Source organism: Alcanivorax sp. DSM 26293 (assembly GCF_900107995.1).
Lineage (GTDB): Bacteria > Pseudomonadota > Gammaproteobacteria > Pseudomonadales > Alcanivoracaceae > Alcanivorax.
Map to the genome: position 1 here is coordinate 341,097 of NZ_FNUM01000002.1, position 23,433 is coordinate 364,529.

Annotated in this window: 26 protein-coding genes and 1 tRNA gene; 14 read left to right on the forward strand and 13 right to left on the reverse strand. The window is 57.4% G+C overall.

What is annotated here, in order from left to right:
• Positions 1-17 precede the first annotated feature (17 nt).
• The 3 genes from C4S63_RS05100 to C4S63_RS05110 all read right to left on the reverse strand — a co-directional run bounded on the left by C4S63_RS05100 (position 18) and on the right by C4S63_RS05110 (position 2,910).
• Entirely contained in the window at positions 18-1,046 is a 1,029-nt protein-coding gene (locus C4S63_RS05100; protein WP_103916907.1) for a transporter, read from the reverse strand.
• A 45-nt stretch (positions 1,047-1,091) separates the two neighbouring features.
• On the reverse strand, positions 1,092-1,901 hold the full coding sequence (locus C4S63_RS05105; protein WP_103916908.1) for a C39 family peptidase: 810 nt from the start codon (positions 1,899-1,901) through the stop codon (positions 1,092-1,094).
• A 175-nt stretch (positions 1,902-2,076) separates the two neighbouring features.
• A complete protein-coding gene (locus tag C4S63_RS05110; protein ID WP_103916909.1) occupies positions 2,077-2,910 on the reverse strand; it encodes a DUF6160 family protein in 834 nt (277 codons plus the stop codon).
• Positions 2,911-3,215: 305 nt separating this feature from the next.
• Between C4S63_RS05110 and pabB the strand changes: the two genes are divergently transcribed.
• Positions 3,216-4,370, forward strand: coding sequence for an aminodeoxychorismate synthase component I (gene pabB, locus C4S63_RS05115; protein ID WP_103916910.1), 1,155 nt, complete (start codon positions 3,216-3,218; stop codon positions 4,368-4,370).
• Positions 4,371-4,462: 92 nt separating this feature from the next.
• Here pabB and thrH read toward each other — a convergent pair whose 3' ends face one another.
• Positions 4,463-5,080 carry a bifunctional phosphoserine phosphatase/homoserine phosphotransferase ThrH gene (gene thrH, locus C4S63_RS05120; RefSeq protein WP_063509563.1) on the reverse strand — a complete coding sequence of 206 codons (618 nt, stop codon included), beginning with the start codon at positions 5,078-5,080 and terminating at the stop codon, positions 4,463-4,465.
• 198 nt (positions 5,081-5,278) lie between these two features.
• Positions 5,279-6,253 (reverse strand): HTH-type transcriptional regulator CysB, encoded by a 975-nt coding sequence (cysB, locus tag C4S63_RS05125; protein ID WP_103916911.1) that lies wholly within the window; start codon positions 6,251-6,253, stop codon positions 5,279-5,281.
• A gap of 172 nt (positions 6,254-6,425) precedes the next feature.
• Here cysB and C4S63_RS05130 point away from each other — a divergent pair, with 172 nt between their 5' ends.
• Positions 6,426-7,223 (forward strand): sulfite exporter TauE/SafE family protein, encoded by a 798-nt coding sequence (locus C4S63_RS05130; protein ID WP_103916912.1) that lies wholly within the window; start codon positions 6,426-6,428, stop codon positions 7,221-7,223.
• 127 nt (positions 7,224-7,350) lie between these two features.
• Here the strand turns inward: C4S63_RS05130 and C4S63_RS05135 are convergent, their stop codons facing one another.
• Positions 7,351-8,268, reverse strand: coding sequence for a 5'-nucleotidase (locus tag C4S63_RS05135; RefSeq protein ID WP_103917057.1), 918 nt, complete (start codon positions 8,266-8,268; stop codon positions 7,351-7,353).
• 264 nt (positions 8,269-8,532) lie between these two features.
• Here C4S63_RS05135 and C4S63_RS17355 point away from each other — a divergent pair, with 264 nt between their 5' ends.
• Positions 8,533-9,162 (forward strand): hypothetical protein, encoded by a 630-nt coding sequence (locus C4S63_RS17355; RefSeq protein ID WP_160052719.1) that lies wholly within the window; start codon positions 8,533-8,535, stop codon positions 9,160-9,162.
• A 56-nt stretch (positions 9,163-9,218) separates the two neighbouring features.
• On the opposite strand, the gene C4S63_RS05145 is transcribed toward C4S63_RS17355, so the two are convergent.
• Positions 9,219-9,608, reverse strand: coding sequence for a PilZ domain-containing protein (locus C4S63_RS05145; RefSeq protein WP_231866101.1), 390 nt, complete (start codon positions 9,606-9,608; stop codon positions 9,219-9,221).
• The gene (locus C4S63_RS05150) at positions 9,598-10,275 is read right to left on the reverse strand and encodes a hypothetical protein (RefSeq protein ID WP_103916914.1); all 678 of its coding nucleotides are present in this window, start codon (positions 10,273-10,275) and stop codon (positions 9,598-9,600) included. Before C4S63_RS05150 ends, C4S63_RS05145 begins: the two co-directional genes overlap by 11 nt.
• 28 nt (positions 10,276-10,303) lie before the next feature.
• Here C4S63_RS05150 and C4S63_RS05155 point away from each other — a divergent pair, with 28 nt between their 5' ends.
• Positions 10,304-11,041: a DUF3108 domain-containing protein gene (locus C4S63_RS05155; protein ID WP_234999939.1), complete on the forward strand. Its 738-nt coding sequence runs from the start codon at positions 10,304-10,306 to the stop codon at positions 11,039-11,041.
• Positions 11,042-11,101: 60 nt separating this feature from the next.
• Here the strand turns inward: C4S63_RS05155 and C4S63_RS05160 are convergent, their stop codons facing one another.
• The gene (locus C4S63_RS05160) at positions 11,102-11,575 is read right to left on the reverse strand and encodes a DUF2489 domain-containing protein (protein WP_103916915.1); all 474 of its coding nucleotides are present in this window, start codon (positions 11,573-11,575) and stop codon (positions 11,102-11,104) included.
• Between the two features lie 121 nt (positions 11,576-11,696).
• On the opposite strand from C4S63_RS05160, the gene C4S63_RS05165 reads away from it, so the two are divergent.
• The 5 genes from C4S63_RS05165 to mtnC all read left to right on the forward strand — a co-directional run bounded on the left by C4S63_RS05165 (position 11,697) and on the right by mtnC (position 15,238).
• Positions 11,697-12,152 carry a PGPGW domain-containing protein gene (locus C4S63_RS05165; protein ID WP_103916916.1) on the forward strand — a complete coding sequence of 152 codons (456 nt, stop codon included), beginning with the start codon at positions 11,697-11,699 and terminating at the stop codon, positions 12,150-12,152.
• Positions 12,142-13,170 (forward strand): S-methyl-5-thioribose-1-phosphate isomerase, encoded by a 1,029-nt coding sequence (gene mtnA, locus C4S63_RS05170; protein ID WP_103916917.1) that lies wholly within the window; start codon positions 12,142-12,144, stop codon positions 13,168-13,170. The genes C4S63_RS05165 and mtnA overlap by 11 nt, the downstream gene beginning before the upstream one ends.
• 4 nt (positions 13,171-13,174) lie before the next feature.
• Complete coding sequence (locus C4S63_RS05175) at positions 13,175-13,810, forward strand: methylthioribulose 1-phosphate dehydratase (protein WP_103916918.1); 636 nt, start codon at positions 13,175-13,177, stop codon at positions 13,808-13,810.
• A 4-nt stretch (positions 13,811-13,814) separates the two neighbouring features.
• On the forward strand, positions 13,815-14,357 hold the full coding sequence (locus C4S63_RS05180; RefSeq protein ID WP_103916919.1) for an acireductone dioxygenase: 543 nt from the start codon (positions 13,815-13,817) through the stop codon (positions 14,355-14,357).
• Between the two features lie 206 nt (positions 14,358-14,563).
• The gene (gene mtnC, locus C4S63_RS05185; protein WP_103916920.1) at positions 14,564-15,238 is read left to right on the forward strand and encodes an acireductone synthase; all 675 of its coding nucleotides are present in this window, start codon (positions 14,564-14,566) and stop codon (positions 15,236-15,238) included.
• Positions 15,239-15,342: 104 nt separating this feature from the next.
• On the opposite strand, the gene C4S63_RS05190 is transcribed toward mtnC, so the two are convergent.
• Positions 15,343-16,449 carry a methyltransferase gene (locus C4S63_RS05190; protein WP_103917059.1) on the reverse strand — a complete coding sequence of 369 codons (1,107 nt, stop codon included), beginning with the start codon at positions 16,447-16,449 and terminating at the stop codon, positions 15,343-15,345.
• Positions 16,450-16,591: 142 nt separating this feature from the next.
• Between C4S63_RS05190 and C4S63_RS05195 the strand changes: the two genes are divergently transcribed.
• Positions 16,592-16,668 (forward strand) — tRNA-Pro (locus C4S63_RS05195).
• Between the two features lie 73 nt (positions 16,669-16,741).
• Here the strand turns inward: C4S63_RS05195 and C4S63_RS05200 are convergent.
• Together C4S63_RS05200 and thpR are read right to left on the reverse strand one after the other, a co-directional pair.
• The gene (locus C4S63_RS05200; protein ID WP_103916921.1) at positions 16,742-17,371 is read right to left on the reverse strand and encodes a YbhB/YbcL family Raf kinase inhibitor-like protein; all 630 of its coding nucleotides are present in this window, start codon (positions 17,369-17,371) and stop codon (positions 16,742-16,744) included.
• 91 nt (positions 17,372-17,462) lie between these two features.
• A complete protein-coding gene (thpR, locus tag C4S63_RS05205) occupies positions 17,463-17,969 on the reverse strand; it encodes an RNA 2',3'-cyclic phosphodiesterase (RefSeq protein ID WP_103916922.1) in 507 nt (168 codons plus the stop codon).
• Between the two features lie 130 nt (positions 17,970-18,099).
• On the opposite strand from thpR, the gene rimO reads away from it, so the two are divergent.
• The 3 genes from rimO to C4S63_RS05220 all read left to right on the forward strand — a co-directional run bounded on the left by rimO (position 18,100) and on the right by C4S63_RS05220 (position 21,349).
• A complete protein-coding gene (gene rimO / locus C4S63_RS05210; protein WP_062816092.1) occupies positions 18,100-19,425 on the forward strand; it encodes a 30S ribosomal protein S12 methylthiotransferase RimO in 1,326 nt (441 codons plus the stop codon).
• A 4-nt stretch (positions 19,426-19,429) separates the two neighbouring features.
• Positions 19,430-20,275: a DMT family transporter gene (locus C4S63_RS05215; RefSeq protein WP_062816093.1), complete on the forward strand. Its 846-nt coding sequence runs from the start codon at positions 19,430-19,432 to the stop codon at positions 20,273-20,275.
• A gap of 123 nt (positions 20,276-20,398) precedes the next feature.
• Positions 20,399-21,349, forward strand: a complete 951-nt coding sequence (locus C4S63_RS05220; RefSeq protein WP_103917060.1) for an alpha/beta fold hydrolase — start codon at positions 20,399-20,401, stop codon at positions 21,347-21,349.
• A 46-nt stretch (positions 21,350-21,395) separates the two neighbouring features.
• On the opposite strand, the gene C4S63_RS05225 is transcribed toward C4S63_RS05220, so the two are convergent.
• The gene (locus tag C4S63_RS05225) at positions 21,396-22,682 is read right to left on the reverse strand and encodes an AarF/ABC1/UbiB kinase family protein (RefSeq protein ID WP_234999940.1); all 1,287 of its coding nucleotides are present in this window, start codon (positions 22,680-22,682) and stop codon (positions 21,396-21,398) included.
• A gap of 96 nt (positions 22,683-22,778) precedes the next feature.
• Here C4S63_RS05225 and C4S63_RS05230 point away from each other — a divergent pair, with 96 nt between their 5' ends.
• Entirely contained in the window at positions 22,779-23,414 is a 636-nt protein-coding gene (locus C4S63_RS05230; RefSeq protein ID WP_103916923.1) for a methyltransferase, read from the forward strand.
• The last annotated feature ends 19 nt before the right edge of the window (positions 23,415-23,433 follow it).

Sequence of the window (23,433 nt, forward strand, 5' to 3'; positions counted from 1 at the left end):
CAACTGCAAATGTCGGCTTAGGCACCGGGTTTCAGAGCACTGAAATCAATCGGCATTGACAACCCAAGCAACACATCGGGAGAGTCTTCGGTGAGACCGAAGCCGAAACTGAAATTAATGATTCGGTTCTTGGAAGTACGCAGGCCAATGGAGGTGTTTACCACACTGGAGGTGGAGTCTTCAGATGGAGCAATTATTTTGTTCCCGTCTTTGTCTTCGAAAATAAAATCCGTGGTGAAATTATAAGATTGCTGGTAACTGGCACTCAGTGAAACTTCATAAGACAAAGCATAGGCCAACCCCAGAGAGAAGTTTATGCTGTCACCCGGTTGCACCTCTTTTAGATCAGAACGCCCTCTCGGCTGATTCAACCCGGACACATCAAAGGCCATGGTGTAGCCCAAGGAACCGTAGAGTACGACCGGATCAACAACCTTGCTCATACTCACGCCACCGCCCAGGGAATAGAAGCCGGAGCCACTGGACACCTCACTATTGACGTTGATCTCGTATGGACTGTCACCGGTAGGAGTGGTCAATGTGGTGTAAAGGGTGGTGTTAACCGCACCCGGTCGCACCGGGAAAGGCTGATAACGCAAACCGAAGGAAACATCACCCAGGGCAGCCTGGGACACATCTTTTTCGGTGTCATATTTGTAGGAAACCGGCAGGCGGGTATTGAAGGTCAGGTTGTTCCAGATCCCGTAGTCAAAGGACAAGGACGAGCCGAAGGAATGCTGGGCGTCCTGTTCAATGCGAAACCGGCTGATGTCACCGCTGTCTTCGTCCAGAGCGATATCAATACGGTCATCACGGAAATAATTATAGTTGGCAGAGAAATTCAGCGACATCTGGCCACTGGGCAGCAGGGAGTACTGTTTCTCTGCGGCCTGAAACACCTCTTCCAGGTTCTTTTCTTCGGTTACATCGTCTTCTTTGGTCTGCAGGGCATCACGCGCTTCCTCAACGCTTTCAGCCGCCCAGGCAACGGGCTGGGCAAGCAGAAGAGCAGCCAGGGCTGCCACTTTTCCAGACTTCATGTTCATGCAAAGCCTTCCTTTATTCTGTTTGTTATTTGCCACTGCAGGCTCTTATTTTCTGAAATAGGTACGGGTTGGCACATTGATGACCCTCTCTGTGCCATCCTGTTCCTCAATCAATACTCGGCGAAGCGTGCTGGCTTTGTCAGCCCAGTTCTCAATGGTATTGGTGAATACAGGAAACTCCTGGAACGCCAACCGATTGACAGTCCGCTCGTCGAGCAAACGGAGGTCGTAATCTGTTAATTCCAGACCATCCTGAGGCTCAAAGCCATTGGGGAAGACAATAAAGAGGACGTTCTGGTCCCAGACCTCAAGGAATTTGGATTCGGTAAAACTGATATTTCCCAGTGCAGGATCAGCCACAAACACATGGCCATTCTGGTATTTCTTCAAAACGACGAAGTGCTTGAAGCCCCCATAGGCGATAGGCACGATGGCGGGGTGGTCCAGCGTTTTAATGTCTTTCATTTCCGCCTTGAAACCACCACTGGGGTGACCCAAAGCCGTTGCCAATCGTTTCATATCCAATAACGAAAAGCCTCGCCGCTGGACAATCTTCTCGGTTTCGCCAAACCGCAGAAGCCCCTCCATGATCTGCCGCTCCTGGAACTGGCGCCCAAGATATTGATTCAACACGGTGGTCAAGGCGGCGGAGCCGCAGGAATAATCGTACGCCTGGCGTGTGACATTGTGATAACGGAATTCGGAAACCGGTTTGACGGGTAACCCCCGCTCACGGAGAGGACCGGCACCAGTCGGGTGCTCGTAGTAGATCACGCCTTTTTCAGGGGGCTCCACCACAACCGACTCGTTGGCCGCAAAGTAGATCAGCGCTACACCCAGCATGGACGTCAGCATGGCAAGTTATCCGCTATTATTGTTATTGTTTGTTTCTAACATAGGCAGACATGTTAACCATGTACCCGTAGGCAGGCAACCACCTATTCTGACAACCAATGGATGCGATTCGGCCAATGGTTGACTCATAAAAAAGCCCGGCCGAGGCCGGGCTTTAACGAGATCAAGCTGGAGATTAATGGCCAGAGATCGTAATTGTCTGGCCAGACAAATCCAGACCAGTAATGTATACATTACCAATTGCGGGAGCAGTCCCGTCATCTGCACCAAGGGCCAGGCCCATCATGGCAACATCGATACCTGACAGTGCCGAATTAGTTGCAATTGCGAGCCCGGCATTCGTAATGGAACCAGTGATACCGTTTACATCGACATTACGAATGGCAACTTGATCAGCAATCAGAGCGCCGCCACCACTTGCGCTTTGGTCGCGCAGTGTAAGGTTGTCAGTACCGTCATTGAGGGTACCGATATCAATATCAAGAACTGAAGTCGTTGCGAGAGACAAGAAGTTGCTTGCTTCACTACCCAGCTGAATGGTGAGATCCACGTCATTCAGGGTAAGACTAACACTATCGAGCAACGGGTCACCCGCTGAAACCGCCGCTACTTCAGTGCCAAGGTTAGTCAGGCCCGCACTCACATCAGAACCGTCCGTACCCTGGCCAACATACAAATCACCCGTCTGAATTGTCAGGGTAGGAATGGAAACACCGACTTCAAGCACACCCCCACCACTGGCGGTACTGGCTGCGTCAACTTCAATTGAAATATCGCCTGCCAAACCCACATTATCCATGATAATCAAACCGGAATTGGTAGAGGGCGCACCAAGACCATCGGTATCTTCAATACCCACATCCAGCGTTGCATTCAAAGATAGGCCAATACTAATACCATCCTGACCAGTTACACCGGACAGCGCGCTATCTTCCATGGCTTCCATGGAAAAACCGGTAGCCGGAAGGGCTGCAACGGCGGCCGCCAGAGCAAGCTTCTTGAATTTCATTGTAATCTCCTCGTGTGCACAACGTTTTGTTGTAATCGTTCGGGTGCCACGCTTGTCAGGGCACGCCTCTAAGTTAACACAACAGTTACAAAAACAAATGTTCCCGTTACAAAAGTTGTGACTTCTAGAAAAAACCCGTATCTCTCTGTTTTTATTCGCTAATATTGTTTTTGGAACCACCGTCACAGCCATGAACGCATGTAAACAATGAAAAACAATAAGTCTACCTGTTACGCGCGGTAACAAGGTTGGGCAAGTCCGACCATGGCAGGTAGACTAGCTCGCTCCTTCACCGGGTTACCGCAATGACACCGAGCTGCCTCTTTAATAGCACAGACGGTCTGGTCGCGCTCCAGCAACCGGATCTGACGTTAACTGCCAACAACAAGGCGGAACTCATGCGCTGTGTGGCTGACACTCAAGAGGCGCTGGCGGACGGGTTTCTTTTTGCTGCCGGCATTCTGCCCTATGAGGCCGGCGCCTGGTTAAGAGAGGTTAGCGCAACGTCCGCCGTGACCGAGAGTGGTGAGTCTGCCCCTTCGGTGATGCCTGCAGTGATCCACCTTTACCGGGAATTGCCAACGGCCTTAAGCGGTTCAGATGCCGCTCTCAAAGGCCAGTTCAGCCTCTGTGGAGCCTTTCGGGAAGAGCAGCGCCGGGAGCAATATCTGCATAGCCTGAGTCAGATCAAGGACTACCTGTCCGCCGGGGACTGCTACCAGGTCAATCTGTCCCAGCGCTTCTGCACCAAGTTCACGGGGAACCCCCTGGTTGCCTGGTTGGGATTGCGGGACGCCCACCCTGCCCCGCACAGTTGTTACTTTGATGCGGGTGATAACCAGGTATTCGGTGTCTCGCCTGAACGGTTCTTGTCCATCCGCGACAGGCAGGTAGTGACCGAACCGATCAAGGGATCGCGGCCACGGGGGGCAACCCCTGAGGAAGACCAGGCGTTCGGTGCGGAACTGCTGTCCAACCCGAAAGATCGGGCCGAAAACCTGATGATTGTGGATCTGCTGCGTAATGACTTGGGAATCTGCTGTGAACCGGGCAGCGTCCAGGCCGACCCCCTGTTCGAGTTACGGCGTTTCAGCAATGTTCAGCATCTGGTCAGCACCGTGACCGGCACCCTGCGCCAGGACCTGTCGCCCCTGGACGCCCTGCTTGGCGCTTTTCCCGGTGGTTCCATTACCGGCGCCCCCAAAAAACGAGCCATGGAGATTATTGCCGAACTGGAACCCGTGCCCCGCGGCGCCTATTGCGGCAGCTTCTTCTGGATGGACAACCAGGGCAATCTGGACAGCAACATCCTGATTCGCACGCTGCAGACCGATGGTGACAGGCTCTACTGCCATGGCGGAGGCGGGATTGTGTTCGATTCCGTGCCAGAGGCCGAGTATGAGGAAAGCCGCTTTAAGGTCGCCAAGCTGATGGGGGCACTGGAGGAACGATTTCTCTAGAAAGCACCGTTGCATTCAGCCCTCGAAAAAAAGCCGCGCCCAATTCTGGGCGCGGCTTTTTTGACTCTACCATCCTGGCCAAGGCCGCGGTGTTACAGCGGGATATCGCGGGGGCTGGCCTTGACGATTTCCTTCTTCAGGTCCTCATAGCTGTGCACGGCAGGGAACTGGGGAAATTCGGCTATCACATTGTCGGGAGCATGAAACAGGATCCCCTGCTCCGCTTCTGACAGCATGGTGGTATCGTTGTAGGAATCACCTGCCGCGATACAGTGGTAATTCAGGGAATGAAATGCCTTGATGGATGCCCGTTTGGGGTCTTTCTGGCGCAATTTATAGTCGGTGATCCGGCCATTGCCGTCCACTTCCAGGCGATGGCAGAACAGGGTCGGCCAGCCAAGCTTCTTCATCAGCGGCCTGGCGAACTCGTAGAAGGTGTCGGAAAGAATGATCAGCTGGAAGTTCTCGCGAGCCCACTCGACAAACTCCCTGGCACCTTCCAGAGGCTCCAGGGTATCAATAACCGCCTGAATATCCGGCAGGCCATAGCCGTGCTCGTCCAGCAGCCGCAGGCGCATCCGCATCAACTCATCATAGTCAGGAATATCCCGGGTGGTGGCTCGAAGCTCGTCAATACCGGTCTTTTCCGCAAAGTTGATCCAGATTTCGGGGATCAACACCCCTTCCAGGTCCAGGCACAGCAATTCCACGGTTTTCCCCTTTGGGTGAATAAGGCGCGCACAATGTAGCGGCGGGCGATGCGCTTTGCAACGACTGGCCACATTCAGCCTGGTTTAGCCTGTGAGAGCCTTGCTGGCCAGGCTGGCACGGGGAAGGCCGCCAGTGCTGCCGAGACTCTTCACCTTGCAGGCAGGACACCAACGGCAACCTTGAGCAGTTCTGAGGGGTTAGCGTATGGGCAGCTCAATGCCCTCGAAAAGCGCCTCTCTTTCTTCCCGGTTGGGGGCCTTGATGGCAGCATCCACCAGATCACGGGTGAGGTGGGGAGCAAAGGCCTCCAGAAAGTCATACATGAACCCGCGCAGGAAGGTGCCCTTACGGAAACCAATGCGTGTGGTGCTGGATTCGAACAGATGGCCGGCATCCAGCGCGACCAGGCCCTTGTCCTCCACCGGGTCCACGGCCATATGGGCGATGATACCCACCCCCATGCCCAGGCGGACGTAGGTTTTGATCACGTCCGCATCTGCAGCGGTGAACACCACCTTCGGTTCCAGCCCCTTATCGACAAAGGCATCGTCCAGCTTGCTGCGCCCCGTGAAACCGAACACATAGGTGACAATGGGGTACTCCGCCAGCGCTTCCAGGGTCAACGGTTTGACCTTGGTCAGCGGGTGTCCCTCCGGCACCACCACGGTTCGGTTCCAGCGATAACAGGGCATCATGACCAGGTCCGTGAACAGATCCAGGGCTTCCGTGGCAATGGCGAAATCCACGCTGCCATTGGCGGCCATCTCGGAAATCTGCATCGGCGTGCCCTGATGCATATGCAGGGAAACATCCGGGAACCGCCCGGTGAACTGCTGTATCACCGGCGGCAGCGCATAACGGGCCTGGGTATGGGTGGTGGCGATGCTCAGTTCACCGCGGGATTCATCACGGAATTCCTGGGAGACACGACGAATCGATTCTGTCTGCTGAAGAATCTCTCCGGCAATCTTCAGGATCGCCTGGCCTGCCGGGGTGATATGGGTCAAATGCTTGCCGCTGCGGGCAAAGACTTCAACGCCGAGTTCATCCTCAAGCATGCGAATCTGCTTGCTGATTCCCGGCTGGGACGTGAAAAGGGCCGCGGCAGTGGCAGATACATTCAGATCATGGCGGGCCACTTCCCAAATGTAGCGTAATTGCTGCAATTTCATCCTTGCCTCCGCAATCTGAACACGGCTCCCGGATCCGTCGCCACCCGGTGTGGGGTTTTCGTAACGGCAACCTAACCTGGTTATAAAAATATGAATAATTATTCGTTCAAAGCATAGATAACCGTCTTTACAGTGTCCCCGTCAAGTCATTCTCCCCATATGGAGTCACTTTATGCCGCTACTGCAACCGGAGCTGTTTCTCTATATAGGCGCCGGTGCCTTGGTCGGTTTTGCCGTTGGCCTGACCGGAGTCGGAGGCGGGTCGTTGATGACGCCACTGCTGCTCCTGTTCGGTTTCCCGCCCCAGGTTGCCATTGGCACCGACCTGCTTTATGCCGCTATTACCAAGTCATCCGGTATGGTCATACATGCCCGTCGCGGCAACGTTGACTGGACCATTTTGAAGCGCATGGCTGCCGGCAGCATCCCGGCCGCCTTGCTCACCGCTGCAGCGCTGTGGTTACTGGCATCTGATGCTGGTGACTATGCCCCGTTACTGACAACGGCATTGGGCATCACCCTGATCGTCACCGCTCTGGTGCTACTGTTCAAGCATCGTCTGCAGGCCCTGGCGAACCCGCAATCGGCCAGCTTAATGAGGGCCGTACAGCAGCGGGCCGAGGCATGGACGGTGGCCATGGGGATTCTGTTGGGGGTTTTCGTGACCCTGTCCTCTGTGGGTGCCGGCGCCATCGGTACAGCCGTCTTGCTGATTCTCTACCCTGCCCTGGCACCCGTTAAAGTGGTGGGCACCGATCTGGCCCATGCGGTCCCGCTGACTCTCGTCGCCGGCCTGGGCCACCTGGCACTGGGGCATGTAGATCCGGGTCTGCTGTTAGCCCTGCTGATGGGGTCCCTGCCGGCAATTTATATCGGTACCCACGTGGGGCACCGGGTACCCAGCCATATCATGCATCCGCTGTTGGTCACAGTGCTGTTGGCGTTGGGGGTCAAATATGCGGTGTTTTGAAGGAAAGCCCCAGTAATAGAGACGTAGGAGCCCATGCTGCATGGCGAACCGGCTTGCGATGGCAGCTGTTCGCCATGCAAGCCTGGGTTCCTACGGGAATCCGAAAAACCGGAAGGCTACACAGGCTTCAGCCCTCGCCGCTTTTGCGCCGATTTGCCACGCCATGGGGAACATGCCCGGCGGCCACATGGTGGGCAGCTGATTCACAGTGGCCCTGCTGATCATCGAAGAACACGTCCGCACCGAATGCCCGCAGAAAATCCCCTTTCGCCAACCCGCCTAAAAACAGGCTTTCATCCAGACGGATATTCCAGTCGCGCAGGGTTCGTACCACGCGCTCATGGGCGGGGGCGCCCCGAGCGGTCACCAGCGCGGTACGGATCGGGCAAGATTCCACTGGGAAACTGTTCTGGAGTTGATGCAAGGCCGCCAGGAAGGGTTTGAAAGGCCCCCCGTCCAGCGGCTGGCGGGCCGAGCGCTTCTCGTTTTCGGTAAAGGCTTCGAGTCCATCACTCTGGAAAATCTGTTCAGACTCATCGGAAAACAACACGGCATCACCGTCAAAGGCGATCCGCAAGATGCCATCCGGGCGCTGGCACTGCCCGCCGGAAAGGATCGTCGCGGCGGCGTAACCCGCTTCAAGTACCTGCTGCACATCGTCCGGATCGGTTGAGAGAAACAGATGCGCGCCGAAGGCAGAGACATAGCGGTGTGGGCTCTGCCCCCCTGCGAAGGCAGCGCGGGTAATGGGCAGCCCGTAGTGTTCAATGGAATTGAAGACCCGCAGCCCGGTATCCGAACTGTTGCGTGACAACAGGATCACTTCGACCCGGCCCTTGCCTTCCTTCAGCTCATTGATGGCCAGCAATTTCTGCACCAGAGGGAAGGCATCCCCCGGTTCCAGTACATCATCCTCGTGGCGGGTCTGGTAATCCTGAAAGGCCTCAAGCCCCTCTTCCAGATAGACCCGATGGCTGTCAGCCAGGTTGAACAGGGCGCGTGAGCTGATCGCTACAACCAACTTGCCATCAAAGGAAACCGGCATCATGGCTCTCATGGTCAGAGTATTTAGCCCAGTATCCTGTGCAGGTCAGCAATTCGCAACAGCCCTTTCACCGTCATTCAAAGGTTACTGATCGAGAAAAATTGCCATTCGCGTGATCAGGAAATTGATCAATGGTTGTTCAGTGCTGGGATGTGGCATAAAGTTGCTACAGCAACGGCGTTGCACGTTAGCATTGAAACAGGGCATTGCTGCTCTCCGGCACAAAGCCACTACGAACAATCCGAAGGGGAAAGGGAGTCATCCATGGCTGCTAGCAAGGTGAAAGATACTGTCGAGGAACTTCAGGCTCAGATTCGCAAGCTGGCTGAGCGCTTCGACAAGGAACGCGAGAAACAGATCAGTCAACTTGAGAAACAACTGGAGAAGGTGCGCGATCGCCTGAACCAGGAAATGAAGCGCCAACGGGAGTACTTCGCCAAGCTTGAAAAGCTCCAGGCTGAATACCGTGAACGAGCCACTGCTACCGTCAAGAAGCAGATTGAGCGGGCTCGCAAGGCAGCCGAGGATGCCCGCAAGCAGGTTGAAGCCTCAGAAGGCCGCAAGCGTATTCTGGAAACCGAGGTTCGCGTGCTGAAAGCCACCGCCAAACAGGCACACAGCCTGTCACGGGTGATCGGCCAGTACGAAAAAGACCTGGAAAAGCGGGCCAAGGAAATCGAACGCAAAGTCGCCCCCAAGAAGGCAGCTACCCGCAAGGCGCCTGCCAAGAAAAAGGCCGCTGCAACGAAGAAAGCCGCCACTCGCAAGGCACCTGCGAAAAAGAAATCCGCTGCCAAAAAGGCCCCCGCCAAGAAAGCAGCAACCAAGAAGAAAGCGGCTGCCAAGCGCGCACCTGCCAAGAAGAAAGCAGCAGCGCCCTCCTCCGGCAGCTAAGCTGCCCGCAACCAAAAAAGCCGCCCAAGGGCGGCTTTTTTGTTTTCATGAAGCGGTTACCCTTGGGGTAAAAGCTGTTCTTCCATACCTGCCAGATAGCGAATCTGATGCTGGCGAGCATCGCCCGCCAGTTCACGCAGATTGGAGTAGGTGCGAAGCCCAATACGGTACGCCTGCCCTACCCGCTGGCAACTGACGACCTCGGCAGAGACCTGTCGCAAGATCATGCCCGGCGCATAGAGATCCAGCTTGAGGCGGGTTCCCGGCGACAAACTCACCGGAGACGTCAGTCCAACGCCGTAACGGTTATAGTCCATGGCCTTGGCGCGGGTAAGAAAGCGCCACCCACCAATCAGGCGATGTCGAAAGATGTCCACCCGCATCTGGGTGTGGATTCGTGCCAGCTTGCGACGATTGGCGCCGCGATTTTCCCTGCTATCCATCATCGAACCGTATCAGCATCTGATCAAAATAATGTACCACCGCCTTCCTGGCGCTGGCCTCCATGCCCGGCAGCCCTTTGTGGGTGGCGGACGATGTAGCTTTACAAATTGTAACACGAGCAGCGGCGACGAGTGCACGGTTTACTCGCCCCAATGCCAGACAAGCTACAGAGTTATCCATAAAATGAGTGATCGCCCCGTCATTGATGGCCTGCAACACGTCAAGCAGTGCCGCCATGTCCTCTTCACCCTGCAGGCTGGCCTGGAACACCAGGCTGGCTTTTTCAGCCATTGATGGGCTTAGCGGATAGGCCACATACAGCCTGTCCTGCTGGTAATAGCGCAAATTCGAAAAGTACCGCGCCAGGGCAAGCTGTTCAGCGACGGTGGTATTTTTCAGCAACCGCCCAATGAGACTGTCCGCCGAGCGGTTGATGACACGCATGGCACCCAGAATCAGCCTTGCCGAAGCGCCCTTTGCTTGAGCGGCTTCGAGGGGACCTTTGAAGAACACCGACAGCACCTCATCAACAAAAGGCGCGACCAGCGCATCCAGTTGTGCCAGATGACAACGGTGCGGGGCAGCCAGCATGCCATCAATAAATTGCTCAATGGATTGCTGAAGCGGAGGTGATGCCTCGAAGGCGATGTGTAGCGTGCTATGATCCATATTCGTTTAACTGGCGGACACAGGGAAAGTGGCGAATCTTACTGTAATTTTCAGGCCCTTACGGCTGCTGACGGGCCTGGTTCTTCTGGCGTCCCAGTCACTTTTCGCGGAAGCAGAGCCCCCGATCTCGTCCTTCCCGATGACACTGCAACCCGCTGAAGCCCAGTACCGGGTTGTCGTCAATGGTATCCCGCTAGGCCTCGATGCCACCATTCGCCTGACGCAGAGTGATCAGGATTACCAACTGCACTTCCAAATTGAAAACCGACTATTTCAACATGAAGAAATTGCCACCTTCCGCTGGCATGACTGTAGTGCCCGTCCGTATCACTATCGTCATGCCAGCGCCGGTTTTGGCATGCGCCGGGAAGGCGAAATCCGCTTTGACTGGAAAGAAGGCCAAGCGCAAGGAAGCAAGGCCGTTTACCCTTTAGTGGACAATGCGCTGGATGCACTCAGCGTGGCCATGATGGCACGCTGCAATATGGCCAGAGGCGATACCGCATTCAGCTATCAGGTGGCGGAACCTGATGGCATGACGCACTATCAGTATCGCTCTCTGGGAGAGGAAAGCTTGGAGACCCCCGCTGGCGAGTGGGATGCAGCCAGCATCGAGAGGGATTACCCTGAGCGCAGCAAACGTTCACGATTCTGGGCCGCCAGAGAGCTGGATTACTTCATGGTCCGCATGGATCATCAGGAGAATCTGTTCGTACGGGGGCGTATTGAAATGACCTCATTCAGATATCTCGCGAGCACCCCGTAACCCGGTAGCCTCTGAATTACACCTTGCGTGTCATGCCTCAGAGATTGGGTAAACAAGGCATTATTCAGCGCCTCCCTGGATTCCCAATCCACTGCGCCAGGCCGGCAGCACCTTGGCCAACCGCCGAGTCGCCTGATTGATTACTTCATTCTGGTCCTCTTCCATTTGCCAGCGACGGGAGTCCTGCTGGAAACGGGCTCGCGGCGTGAGTTCCTGCCGCTGCTCACCACGGTCAAACTGGCGGCACGTCTCGGCAAACTGGTGAATGGCAGCAAGATCTACCTTCGGTTCAATGCTGTCAGGCAGGCAGTCAAGCAACGCGCTGATGCGAATGGAGGCTTCACTCAGCTCCACCTGTTTCTGCTCTACGGCGCGACATAACACCTCCAGGCTCTCAATGATATGCACCTGCTGGGCTCGCGTTTCCCTTGCCTGGCGACGGGCCAACCATAACCGCCAGAGCCCCAAACCCAGCATAGCGCCAATCAACAGCCCGATGAGCGCTGCCAGTATGAGTTGTCCGGCCTGGGCCATAACAGATTCTCCTAGGGGTATGTGAGGATAAAAGTGACATTTGCGGGATTGAAAATCCCCGAGCATAGCCGCATTGTACGCGGCACACTCTCTCTGCACAGCACCGCAAACCGGAGGCCCATTGAACGCAGAGTTACCTGCCTGGCTGGCGCCCTTGGCCCAGCAACTGGAACCCTGGGTGCCCGCACTCACAATCACCGGGTTTATCATGGCTCTGGCCTCCTGTGTTGCCATTCCCTGGCTGCTGCTGCGCATGCCTGCGAATTACTTCACCGAAAGCTACTTGCCACACGCTCATCGCGGCCCTCTTGCCTGGTTTTTCTGGGTGATTCGAAACGTGATCGCGGTAGTATTGCTGGTAGCCGGCATCCTGATGCTGGTGCTTCCCGGGCAAGGGCTGCTCACCATTCTGATCGCCCTGATGGCCAGCACCTTTCCAGGGAAATACCGGTTGGAACGCGCTATCATGCGCCGCCCTGGGGTGTTCCGGGCTGCCAACTGGATACGTCGCAAATACCACAGAACACCGCTGAAACACCCTGACGGACACGATGAGGACATCACCGATGGCGATTAATAGCGCTGCCATCCGTTGGCATGACGACCACCTTGAGTTACTGGATCAGCGGCGACTGCCCGCGGAGACCGTTTGGCTGCCTGTGCATGGCAGCGATGATGCCGCCAGCGCCATTCGGGACATGGTGGTCCGCGGCGCACCTGCCATCGGCATTACCGCCGCCTATGGCCTGGCATTGGAAGCCGCACGCCTGGGTGATAGTGCATCAGCAGCAGCGCTGGCCCCGGCCATTGCCACTCTGGCCGCCAGCCGGCCAACCGCCGTCAACCTGTTCTGGGCCCTTGAGCGCCTGCAGAGGCTGGCCGGTGAACAGTCCGGAGAAGCCCTGGTCAACGCCCTGAAAACGGATGCCCAGGCCATCCACGAAGAAGACCTGGCAGCCAATCAGCGCATGGGCGAGCTGGGTGCAGACCTGCTCCCAGACAACGCCAGTGTCTACACGCACTGCAACACCGGTGCCCTGGCGACCGGCGGCCATGGGACAGCGCTCGGCATCATCCGTACGGCGTGGGCGCGGGGAAACCTGCAGGAAGTCTACGCCGGAGAAACCCGGCCCTGGTTGCAAGGCAGTCGCCTGACTAGCTGGGAGCTGCTCAATGATGGCATTCCCGTTACCCTGGTGGCAGACAGTGCCGCAGGTCAGCTCATGCAGCAGGGCAAGATACAGGCCGTGATCGTGGGCGCAGACCGCATTACTGCCAATGGCGATACGGCCAACAAGATCGGCACCTACAATCTGGCCGTCCTGGCGCGTCACCATGGCATTCCCTTTATCGTGGCAGCGCCATTGTCGACTCTGGATGCGGAACTCCCGGACGGCAGCCATATTGTCATCGAAGAGCGCGACGGTAGCGAAGTCCGAAGCATTCAGGGCAAGACCCTGGCGCCAGCCCATTGTCCCGTGTACAACCCGGCATTTGATGTCACCCCGGCTGCGTTGATCTCCGCCATCGTCACCGAGCGAGGCGTGATCCAGAACCCCAGCACCGCTACACTGATGGCCCATCTTCGTGGATAACCGCATGACTGATCGCCCCTACTCTACTGCCGATTACCGTGAAGCTGCCCGGGCTCTGGCCGCCGTGGGACAGCGTATCTATCAACATGGCTGGTCGCCGGCCACCAGTAGCAACTACTCCGTGCGCCTGAATGCCACCCATGCTGCCATTACCCGTTCCGGCAAGGACAAGGGCCTGCTGCAGGAAACCGATATCATGGCCGTGGACATGGATGGCCAGTCCGTCAGCGATGGCAAACCCTCGGCCGAAACCCTGCTGCACACACAGCTTTACCGTCGCCATGACAACGTGGGGGCTGTCCTGCATACCCACAGCCATGCCAGTACCGTGCTGACCATGCACTGGCCTGCCAACAGCATCACCCTGGAAGGCTATGAGCTGCTCAAGGCTCTGGACGGCTATACCACCCATGACAGCCGGCTACGGATTCCTGTGTTTGATAATACCCAGGACATCGCCACCCTGGCCGATCAGGTGGATGCCGCCATGGCGGACGATGGCATTAGCCATGCCTACCTGATCCGCGGTCATGGCCTTTACACCTGGGCACGGGATTTACCCACCTGTTACCGTCAACTTGAAGCGCTGGAGACCTTGCTCGCCGTAGAGCTGGATCGTCGCCGTTTGCAAGGAGTATGACCCCATGAGCGAACTGAAAATCTTTCAAGACAGTCAGCCTGACACCCTTGAACAACACCTGACTGACAAGGCAGCCATGGCCAAAGTGTTGGCCGATGCAGGCATTCGCTATGAGCAATGGCAGGCCACACAAGAGTTGTCGGATAATCCGCAGCAGGAAGAAGTGATTGCCGCCTACAAGGCAGATATCGATCGCTTGATCGCGGATGAAGGCTACCAGACTGTGGACGTGGTCAGCATGGTGCCCGATCACCCGGAAAAGGCGGCTTTCCGTCAGAAGTTTCTGGAAGAACATCGACACAGTGAAGACGAGGTACGTTTTTTCGTGGAAGGCCAGGGCCTGTTTACCCTGCACATCGGCGAGCGTGTCTACGAGGTGCTCTGCACCAAGGGGGACCTGATCAGCGTTCCTGCCAACACGCCGCACTGGTTTGATATGGGGTCCAATCCGCGCTTCGTGGCCATCCGCCTGTTCAATAATCCGGAGGGCTGGGTGGCCAATTTTACCGGTAGCGATATCGCACAGCGGTTCAACCGTTTGGGCTAATCACCTCGCTGCCTGCAGGAGCGACGCTTGAGTCGCGAAGCGATCGAGTTGCGAGTTGCGAGTTGCGAGTTGCGAGTTGCGAAATCCAAACACGAGCATCAGACCTTTGCCTTTCGAAACTTGCACCGGATCACTCGTCACTTCAGTGCTTGTTCGCAACGCTCCGCCCCTGCAGAGCCTGTTGAGGCTTGAAAGTAAGGATCCCCATGATCAAGGCAATTGTCACCGACATTGAAGGCACCACCAGCAGCATTTCCTTCGTCAAGGAAGTGCTGTTTCCCTATGCTGCCAGGCAATTCCCGCGGTTTCTGGAAATGCACTGGGACAAACCGGAGGTACAGGCTCAGCTGCGAGCGGCCGAGCAGGAAAGCGGCCAGAGTCTGGGCAGTCCGGCCGCCGCCAATGCCCTCTTCCAGCAGTGGATCAGTGAGGACCGCAAGGCCACACCGCTAAAAGCCCTGCAGGGAATGATCTGGAAGGCCGGCTATCAAAATGGGGATTACACCGCTCACCTCTACCCGGATACCGCCGCGGCCCTGCGAGCCTGGAAGCAGCAGGGACTGGACCTGTATGTCTATTCTTCCGGTTCCATTGCCGCCCAGCAGCTGTTCTTCGGCTATAGCGATGCGGGGGATCTGACAGGCCTGCTCTCCGGTTATTTCGACACCACCTCCGGGCATAAACAGGAAGTAGACAGCTACCGCACGATTCAGCAGGCCATCGGTTTGCCGGCGGAACAATTGCTGTTCCTGTCGGATATAGAAGCAGAGCTTGATGCGGCCGCGGAAGCTGGATTCCAGACAATCCGACTGGACCGGGAAGGCAGTCAGGGGGAAAGCCAGCACCGGGTAGTGAGCTCGTTTGAAGAAATCGTCCTATAGGGCCGCACAACGGGGAATCGGAAAATGTAGGGTGCACTGAGCCTAAGGCGAACTGCACCATTCGAGCGCCGGTTCGGTGCAGTTCGCCCCAGGCTCAGTGCACCCTACGAACAGCGCCAAACGACGAATTTCTGGTTGCTGCCCAACACCTCTACCTTGCCAAACAGCTTGCCCAGTAATTTGTGGTAGCCCAGATGGCGATTACCGATCACCCGCAGTTCTCCGCCAGTGTTCAGCGCCTGTTTCGATTGCCGGAACAACCGCCGCGCCACGTGATCACCGACCACATGCCCTTCATGAAACGGCGGGTTGAGAAGGATCAGATCAAAACGCTCATCGTACTCGGCCAGGCCATCACCAAGATGAAAGTCGCAGGTGCTTTCCGGGCAATACCTGGCCACATTGTCACGGGCGCTTTGCAGGGCCAGCCAGGATTCGTCGCAGAACACCAGATGACTGCTCGGATGTGCCTGAAGCAGCGATAGCCCGATCACCCCGTTGCCGCAGCCAAGATCCGCCACCTTGGTCCCCGCTGACAGAGTGCCGGGAAGGTGCTCGAGGAAAAACCGCGCCCCGATATCCTGCTGCTGCTGGGCAAACACGCCCGCATGCACCGTCAACGGCCCCATGGGGCCCTCCACCGCGGTGGGGTACGGCGCCTCGGCCAGCCGCTCACCAGGCGCCACGGCACTGAACAAGCGGGCTTTTTTCCAGCCCAGCTCTGCCCGACCATTGCCCAGATACAGTTGCATCAACGGCACCAGCTGGCGAGGCAGGTGCTTGTCCATCCCCGACAGCCAGACCGGCGTGTCTTTTGCCAGCTGCTCACTCAGCCACTGCAACTGCCATTCCAGCAATGCCAATGACTTGGGAACCCGCATGATCACCTGATCCGGAGACTCCGGGAGAGGATCGAAGGGCCACAGATGCCTCCCCTCCTCCGGCAGCCCGTTCAGATCCCGGTTATGACAGCGGGCCCGCCGGGCCAGAAAAGAATCGCCGGTACTCACCACAGGCCCCTGCTGAAGTGAAGCCAATGCCAATGCTCCCTGCTGATCATTCACCACCAGCGTGGACGGCCCAAGCGCCCGCGCTTTCAAGGTATTCAGCAGGTAGAGATCCGCATTATCCCAGGCTTGCAGAGGGTCATTGCGGCGTCGGGGCCAGCGCTGCAGTGTCAATCGGCCCCAGGGGTGCTCAAAGGTTGTCATGCCGTTCCCGGTTGTGTCGTTCAGGCGGCGCATTCTGCCTGCCCTGCCCGTCGTTGACCAGAATCTGCGCAAACAGGCCGGCGACGGTTATTTAGGTATGGTATTTTGAAATTTCGCTGCTAGAATGCGCCAGCACAAGATCCGGAATATAGCTCAGCCTGGTAGAGCACTACGTTCGGGACGTAGGGGTCGCAGGTTCGAATCCTGCTATTCCGACCAATTCAGACCCTCGCCGAAGGGTCTACAAAAAAGGCCGCGAAAGCGGCCTTTTTTGTGTCTGCACATGGCAGGTTCAGTCCGCCAGTCGCGGATTCAGTGTGTAGCTCACCGTGATACTGGCCTTGTCCAGCACATGCCCTTCAAGGGCGGCCACAATCGCCGCTCCGCTCATGTCATCTGCCACCGGCAGCTTGTCCACATCCAGGGCATAGACAGTAAAGACGTAGCGATGAACGATACTGTCGTTCCAGGGCGGACAGGGGCCGTCATAACCGAAGTAGTTCCCCTCCATCTCACCATCGCCGGCGAACCAGCTGGTGTAGTCATTGAGACCATGTCGCAGCCCCTGGGGAGCAGACGGTCCCGACTTGCCCCGCGGGGTGATCCCCTCACAATGGCTGCCTTCCATGATTTCGCTCTGGTCTGCGGGAATATCGAAAAGGGTCCAGTGATAAAAATCCACCCGGGGCAAGTCCGCAGGCACCTCACGGTCTTCCTGGTTCACATCGTCCCCGGCGCTGGGCACATCCGGGTCGTGACAGATCACCGCGAAGGAACGGGTTCCTGCAGGCTCGCCTTTCCAGGCCAGATGAGGATTGATGTTGCTGGACAAGGCCACATGGTTGTCCGGGTCAATCACCGCAAAGGCAAACTTTTCAGCTATGGGAGCCTGATCGGTGAGACTGTTACTGACTAGCTCCATGGTAAGACTCCTTGGGTCCGGTTTTGCAGAGGCTCCAACCTTGCAGGTGCCGAGGAAAAATTCAACCGGCAATCCCTCATTCCGCTTCCTGTCACCCCGCCAAAGGGTGCTGGGAGAGAGGCCGATAGGTAGGAACCTCCCCCTGGATCAACTCACTCTGGTACAAACATAACTGGTCTACGGTCAACTGCCAGGCGCCGGTTTGCGTCGCAAGGGCCAGCCCCGGCTTCGCCAGGGTAATGTGCGGGCGAAAGGCGCGCTGTTCGCGATCAATGCCCTGTCGGCCAAGACATTCCCATAGCCCCTCATGCAGCGCGCTGAGCGCCTCTGAACAGGTAGCGGTCAGCGCCAGGAATGGCCCCTGCTCTGCGGGGAAGGGTTCACAACGATCAAAGGTCAGGTCAAAGGCCGCGAAGCGGTCGGCCAACGACCGTAATTCTGCAGACAGCCGGGCCACTCCAGCCGGGGTGCACTGCCCCAGAAAGGCCAACGTCATGTGCAGATTGGGTCGAGGGGTGGCACGCGGCAACCCCAGGGCAAGCTCCTTGCATTCCCGGGCCAGGGGCCCGGTCACCGGTACGCCGACAAAACAGCGCATCAAAAACCTCCTGTCTGATAGACCAGCCCTGTGGCATGGCTTCAAAGCGGTGACGGCGGTAGAATTGCGCCCCCGTTCGCCCAGCCAGTGTCAGCCATCAGCGAACGGCAGCCAATCTCGAGGTATCACTATGTCCGGTAAAGTCGGTTTCATCAGCCTGGGTTGCCCCAAGGCCCTGGTGGACTCTGAACGTATTCTGACCCAGCTTCGCACGGAAGGCTACGAGGTCACACCCAGTTACGACGATGCGGATGTGGTGGTGGTCAACACCTGTGGTTTTATCGACGATGCCAAGGCGGAGTCCCTGGAAACCATTGGTGAAGCCCTGAGCGAAAATGGCAAGGTCATTGTCACCGGTTGCATGGGCGTGGAAGAGGATACCATCCGCAAGGTGCATCCCTCGGTACTCTCTGTCACAGGCCCCCAGCAATATGAACAGGTGGTCAACGCGGTTCACCAGGTGGTGCCACCCAGCCAGAACCACGACCCCTTCCTGGACCTGGTGCCGCCACAGGGTATCAAGCTGACACCCCGTCACTACGCGTATCTGAAAATTTCCGAAGGCTGCAATCACAAGTGCAGTTTCTGCATTATCCCCAGCATGCGTGGCAAACTGGATTCACGGCCCATCGGCGATGTAATGGATGAGGCCGAACGACTGGTGAAATCCGGTGTTCAGGAGTTGCTGGTTATCAGCCAGGACACCAGCGCCTACGGAGTGGACCGCAAGTACCAGACCGGGTTCTGGCAAGGCATGCCGGTAAAGACCCGCATGCTGGAGATGTGTCAGGCGCTGGGCCAACTGGGTGCCTGGGTACGACTGCACTATGTGTACCCCTACCCGCATGTGGACGACATCATCCCGATGATGGCCGAAGGTCATATCCTGCCTTATCTGGATATTCCTTTTCAGCATGCCAGCCCCAGTGTTCTCAAGAACATGAAGCGCCCAGCCCATGCCGAAAACACCCTGGAACGCATTCGTCGCTGGCGGGAAATCTGCCCGGATATTACCCTGCGCAGCACCTTCATCACCGGCTTCCCCGGTGAAACCGACGCGGATTTCGAAATACTGCTGGACTGGCTGGAGGAGGCCCAGTTGGACCGTGTGGGTTGTTTCACCTACTCCCCGGTGGAAGGCGCGCCGGCCAACGCCCTGCCCGACCCGGTGGACCCGGACGTGGCGGAAGAGCGCCGCGAGCGGTTCATGAATGTGCAGGCACGCATCAGTGCTGCCAAGCTGCAAAAGAAAATCGGCCGTACCCTGGAAGTCCTGGTGGATGAAGTGGACGAGGAAGGCGCCATTGCCCGCTCCCAGGCGGATGCCCCGGAAATCGACGGGCTGGTCTATCTCAACGGGGAAAGCGATCTGAAACCTGGCCAGCGCCTGAAGGTCAATATCGAACACGCTGACGAGCACGACCTGTGGGGCACTCCCTTGCCGGCCAGCCAGTAATCCCGTGAACGACCAGCCTCTTAAAGGCGCCCTGCTACTGGTCCTTGGCGAGGGCCTGCTGGCGGTCATGGCCGCCATGATCAAGCACCTGTCCGATCACCTCGATACCGAGGTGATCGTGTTTGCCCGCAATCTGTTCGGCCTGCTGATTCTGATTCCGATCATTGCCTCCCGTGGCGGCTTCGGCCAGCTGCGCACCCGCTTTCTGCATCTGCACATGATCCGCGGCTTCACCGGCGTCACCGCCATGTTCTGCTTTTTCTACACCATCGGGCATATTGCCCTGGCGGAAGCCGTACTGGTGAAGATGACCGTGCCGTTTTTCCTGCCCATCGTGGCCTGGTTATGGCTGCGCGAAGTCATCAGTCTGCACACCTGGCTGGCCATCATCGGCGGGTTTGCCGGGGTTGCGGTGATCATGGATGTGGGCAGTGGCAGCGTGAACCCGGTGATGTGGGTGGCATTGGCCGGTGCCGCCATCATGAGCGTGGCCAAGGTGAGCATTCGGCGTATGGCGGTATCGGAACCGGCCCAGCGCGTGGTGTTTTACTTTGCCCTGTTCGCCACCCTGTTTTCCGCCCTGCCCCTGCCCTGGGCCAGCACCTTGCCTGTTGGCACGGATTATCTGTGGCTGTTCGGCATCGGCCTGGTGGCCACCGGCGGGCAATATGCCATGACCACCGCCTATCAAATCGCCCGTCCGGGCCAGGTAGGCGTCTACAACTATTCCTCCGTAGTCTGGGCCGCTCTGCTCGGCTGGATGTTCTGGGGAGAAACCCTGATCCTGACCACCCTCATTGGCACGCTGCTGATCGTCGCCGCCGGTGTCTGGAATCTGAAGAGTCGATAGGGTCTCTGCAGGCTGATTTCAGAACCATTAACGACGCACGGTATATTGGCCCGCAGGGAAGGACACTCGACCACAAAATCCCCTATCCTCATGGCTCGGCAAAACAACAAACGGGATTCCTGCATGCATACATTCAAACTCAGCCTGCTGTTGGTCAGCACCCTTCTTCTTTCCGGCTGTGACGGCCTGGCAAAATGGGCCTATGAAACCGGCCTGGGTCTGGAAAAAAGTCGTGCCGGCCTGACAGATCAGACCGTAGAGACCGCTGATGGCATTCAATGGCACCTGCTGCGCAGTGAAGGCCAGCTGGACAAACCGGTGGTGCTGTTGATCCACGGCTTTGGCGCCGATTCCAGTAACTGGGTGCGCTTTGTCAACGAACTGGAGGGCGACTTCCACTTTGTGGTGCCGGACCTGCCGGGCCACGGTGAAACCACCCGCACTACCACTCTGGACTACACCATGGCCGCACAGGCCGAGCGTCTGGTTAACCTGATGGAAACCCTGGAAATTCCGGCTTATCACGTGGCCGGCAATTCCATGGGCGGCGCCATCACCCTGGCGCTGGCGCAGGCAGCACCGCAGCGGGTGCTTTCCATGGGGCTGGTGGATTCCGCCGGCCTGACCCGCCAGACGGAGGAATTCAAGGCTATACTCGCCTCCAGTGACAGCAATCCCCTGATCCCTCGTAGCCCTGAACAGTTCCACACCACGCTCAAATGGGCCATGGAAGATGCCCCCTATATTCCCGAATTCTTTATCGACATCATGGGCGCAAAGAAGGCCGAGAATGCCCCGGTGGCGGACAAGATCTGGCAAGACATGGACACGGACCCGGGCATGAGCCTTGAGGGCACCGGTACACTGGCGACCCTGAATCAGCCGGCGCTGATTCTCTGGGGCCGTGAAGACCGACTGCTGGGCGTGGACAACGTGGAGGCGTTCCTGGAAGCGTTACCCCGCGCTCGGGCAGTGATTCTGGATGGCATTGGTCATGTGCCCATGGCAGAAGCGCCCACCAAAAGTGCCGATGCGTTCCGGGTGTTCTGGCGCGAAGCCCAGTCGGAATCCTGATCTGATCCGCACGGGGAGCCCGCCTGAAAAACTGAGCCGGGAAAAGTCATTCAGAGGCTCCCTTTGACGGGACCCGCCGCTGCTCTGGCGGGGTCCAGTCAAAGGGCACCTGATAACTCATCAGAAAGCCCCCCAGGGTAATCAATACCCGGGAGATGCCGATATAGGAATCGGGAATACTGATTCGCTCTTCCCGGAACCGCTGCATCAGCTCGCCCATGGCGGCCACCGGCCCCTGCTGATTGACCTTGTCAGTCAGCACAAAGAGTGCCAGCTCTTTCAGTGTTTCCGGGCTCCCGCCTTTAAAACCGGCCTGAACAAAGAGTTCGCCAATATCCACCTCGCCCTCAAAGCCCATCAGACCGTAAAGCAGTCGTGAGTAGCGACGGACCTGATCCGGCGTCAGCACCCCGATGGCACCGAAATCCAGTATCACTACCTGACCCTGATCGTTGACCAGAAAATTGCCCGGGTGCGGATCTGCCTGGTAGACCCCGAAACGGGTCACCTGCTGCAAGTAACTGGTCAACAGTACCGAGAGCAGATCTTCTGCCTGTTCCGGATTCGCATCCAGATGGTTGCGCAATCGCTGGCCCTGCTCCCAGCTGGTAACCAGAATCCGTTCCGAGCACAGCCCATCGATCAAATCAGGAATACGGATACGGTCATGATGGGGCTGGCGCGAAAAGCGCCGGGTATTGGCCGCCTCGTTACGAAAATCCAATTCCATGGCGGTCATAATCAACAGTTGCTCGATGGCTTGTTTGAGATCGAACTCACGGAATCGGGGCGCCGCAATCGCTGCCAGAACCTGAAATACCTTTGCATCCTGCTCGAACAGCTTGCTGACACCGGGCAGGCGCACTTTCACGGCCACATCCGTGCCATCCTCGAGGCGTGCGCGATGCACCTGGGCTATGGATGCGACCGCCACCGGGGTTTCTTCAATCCAGCGAAACCGCTCACGCCAGTCCCGGCCCCAGGATTTCCTCAACACCTTTTCGATGCGTGCAAAGGAAACCGGCGCCGCGTCATTCTGCAACGCCTGGAACGCTTCAATATATTCCTGCGGCAGCACGTCCGGTCGGCAACTGAAGAACTGGGCCGCCTTGACCCAGAACGCACCATTACGACGACACAGAGCCGCCAGAATATCTGCGCCCCGGCAATGCCGTTGATGTCGGTCGTCCTTGCCAACCCCCCCGGCATAGACAGCCGCCACACGAGACATGGCTGTCAGGGCACGTAAATAACGGGTTCTTCCGGCGGCGAGACCACTGACACCGGCAATACTTTCTCTCATCATCTGGGTGTAATCGTTATGGTTATTCATCCAGAAACTGTCTGCCCATAGTATGCCTGCATAATACGGCTTGAATCCCGCCGGGCTTGACCTTACTGTTTCTAGCTTTGCCGCTGGTGAGCGATTATGTCAGGAACAGTTATACGCGCCGGAGAGCCGCATACCATTCGCACTCGCGGCATCACCCTGCTGCGTTCCGGCCACCGGAAAATCCGCCGCCTGAAACGTGCCAATCACACACCGTCCATTCATGGCAACAAGGTCTGGAACTCCAGCTTCCTGATCATGGACCATCTGACGCGACGAAAAGTGTCCGCCGATGAGCACATGATGGATATCGGTTGCGGCTGGGGGCCTCTGTCGATCTTTGCCGCCAAACGTTTCGGCTGCCGGGTCACCGCTGTGGATGCGGACCCGGACGTTTTCCCCTATCTGGATTTGCATGCCCAGATCAACAAGGTCCAGATAACCCGGCAGCAGGATCGCTTTGAAAAACTGACTAAAAAACGGCTGGCGGACGTGGATATTATCGCTGGCGCCGATATCTGCTTCTGGGATGAACTGACCCCGGTGCTCTTCAACCTGATACGCCGGGGACTGCGCAGCGGGGTCAAGCAGGTAATCATTGCCGACCCGGGACGTTCGCCCTTCTATGCCCTGGCAGAAAAGTGTGAGAATGCGGGGATGGACGCCCGTGTGGTGGAGCGCCGCACCAAAACCCCGAAATCCCTGTCAGCCGACCTGTTGATCATCAACAATTGATTTTTTGCCCATCGCCACC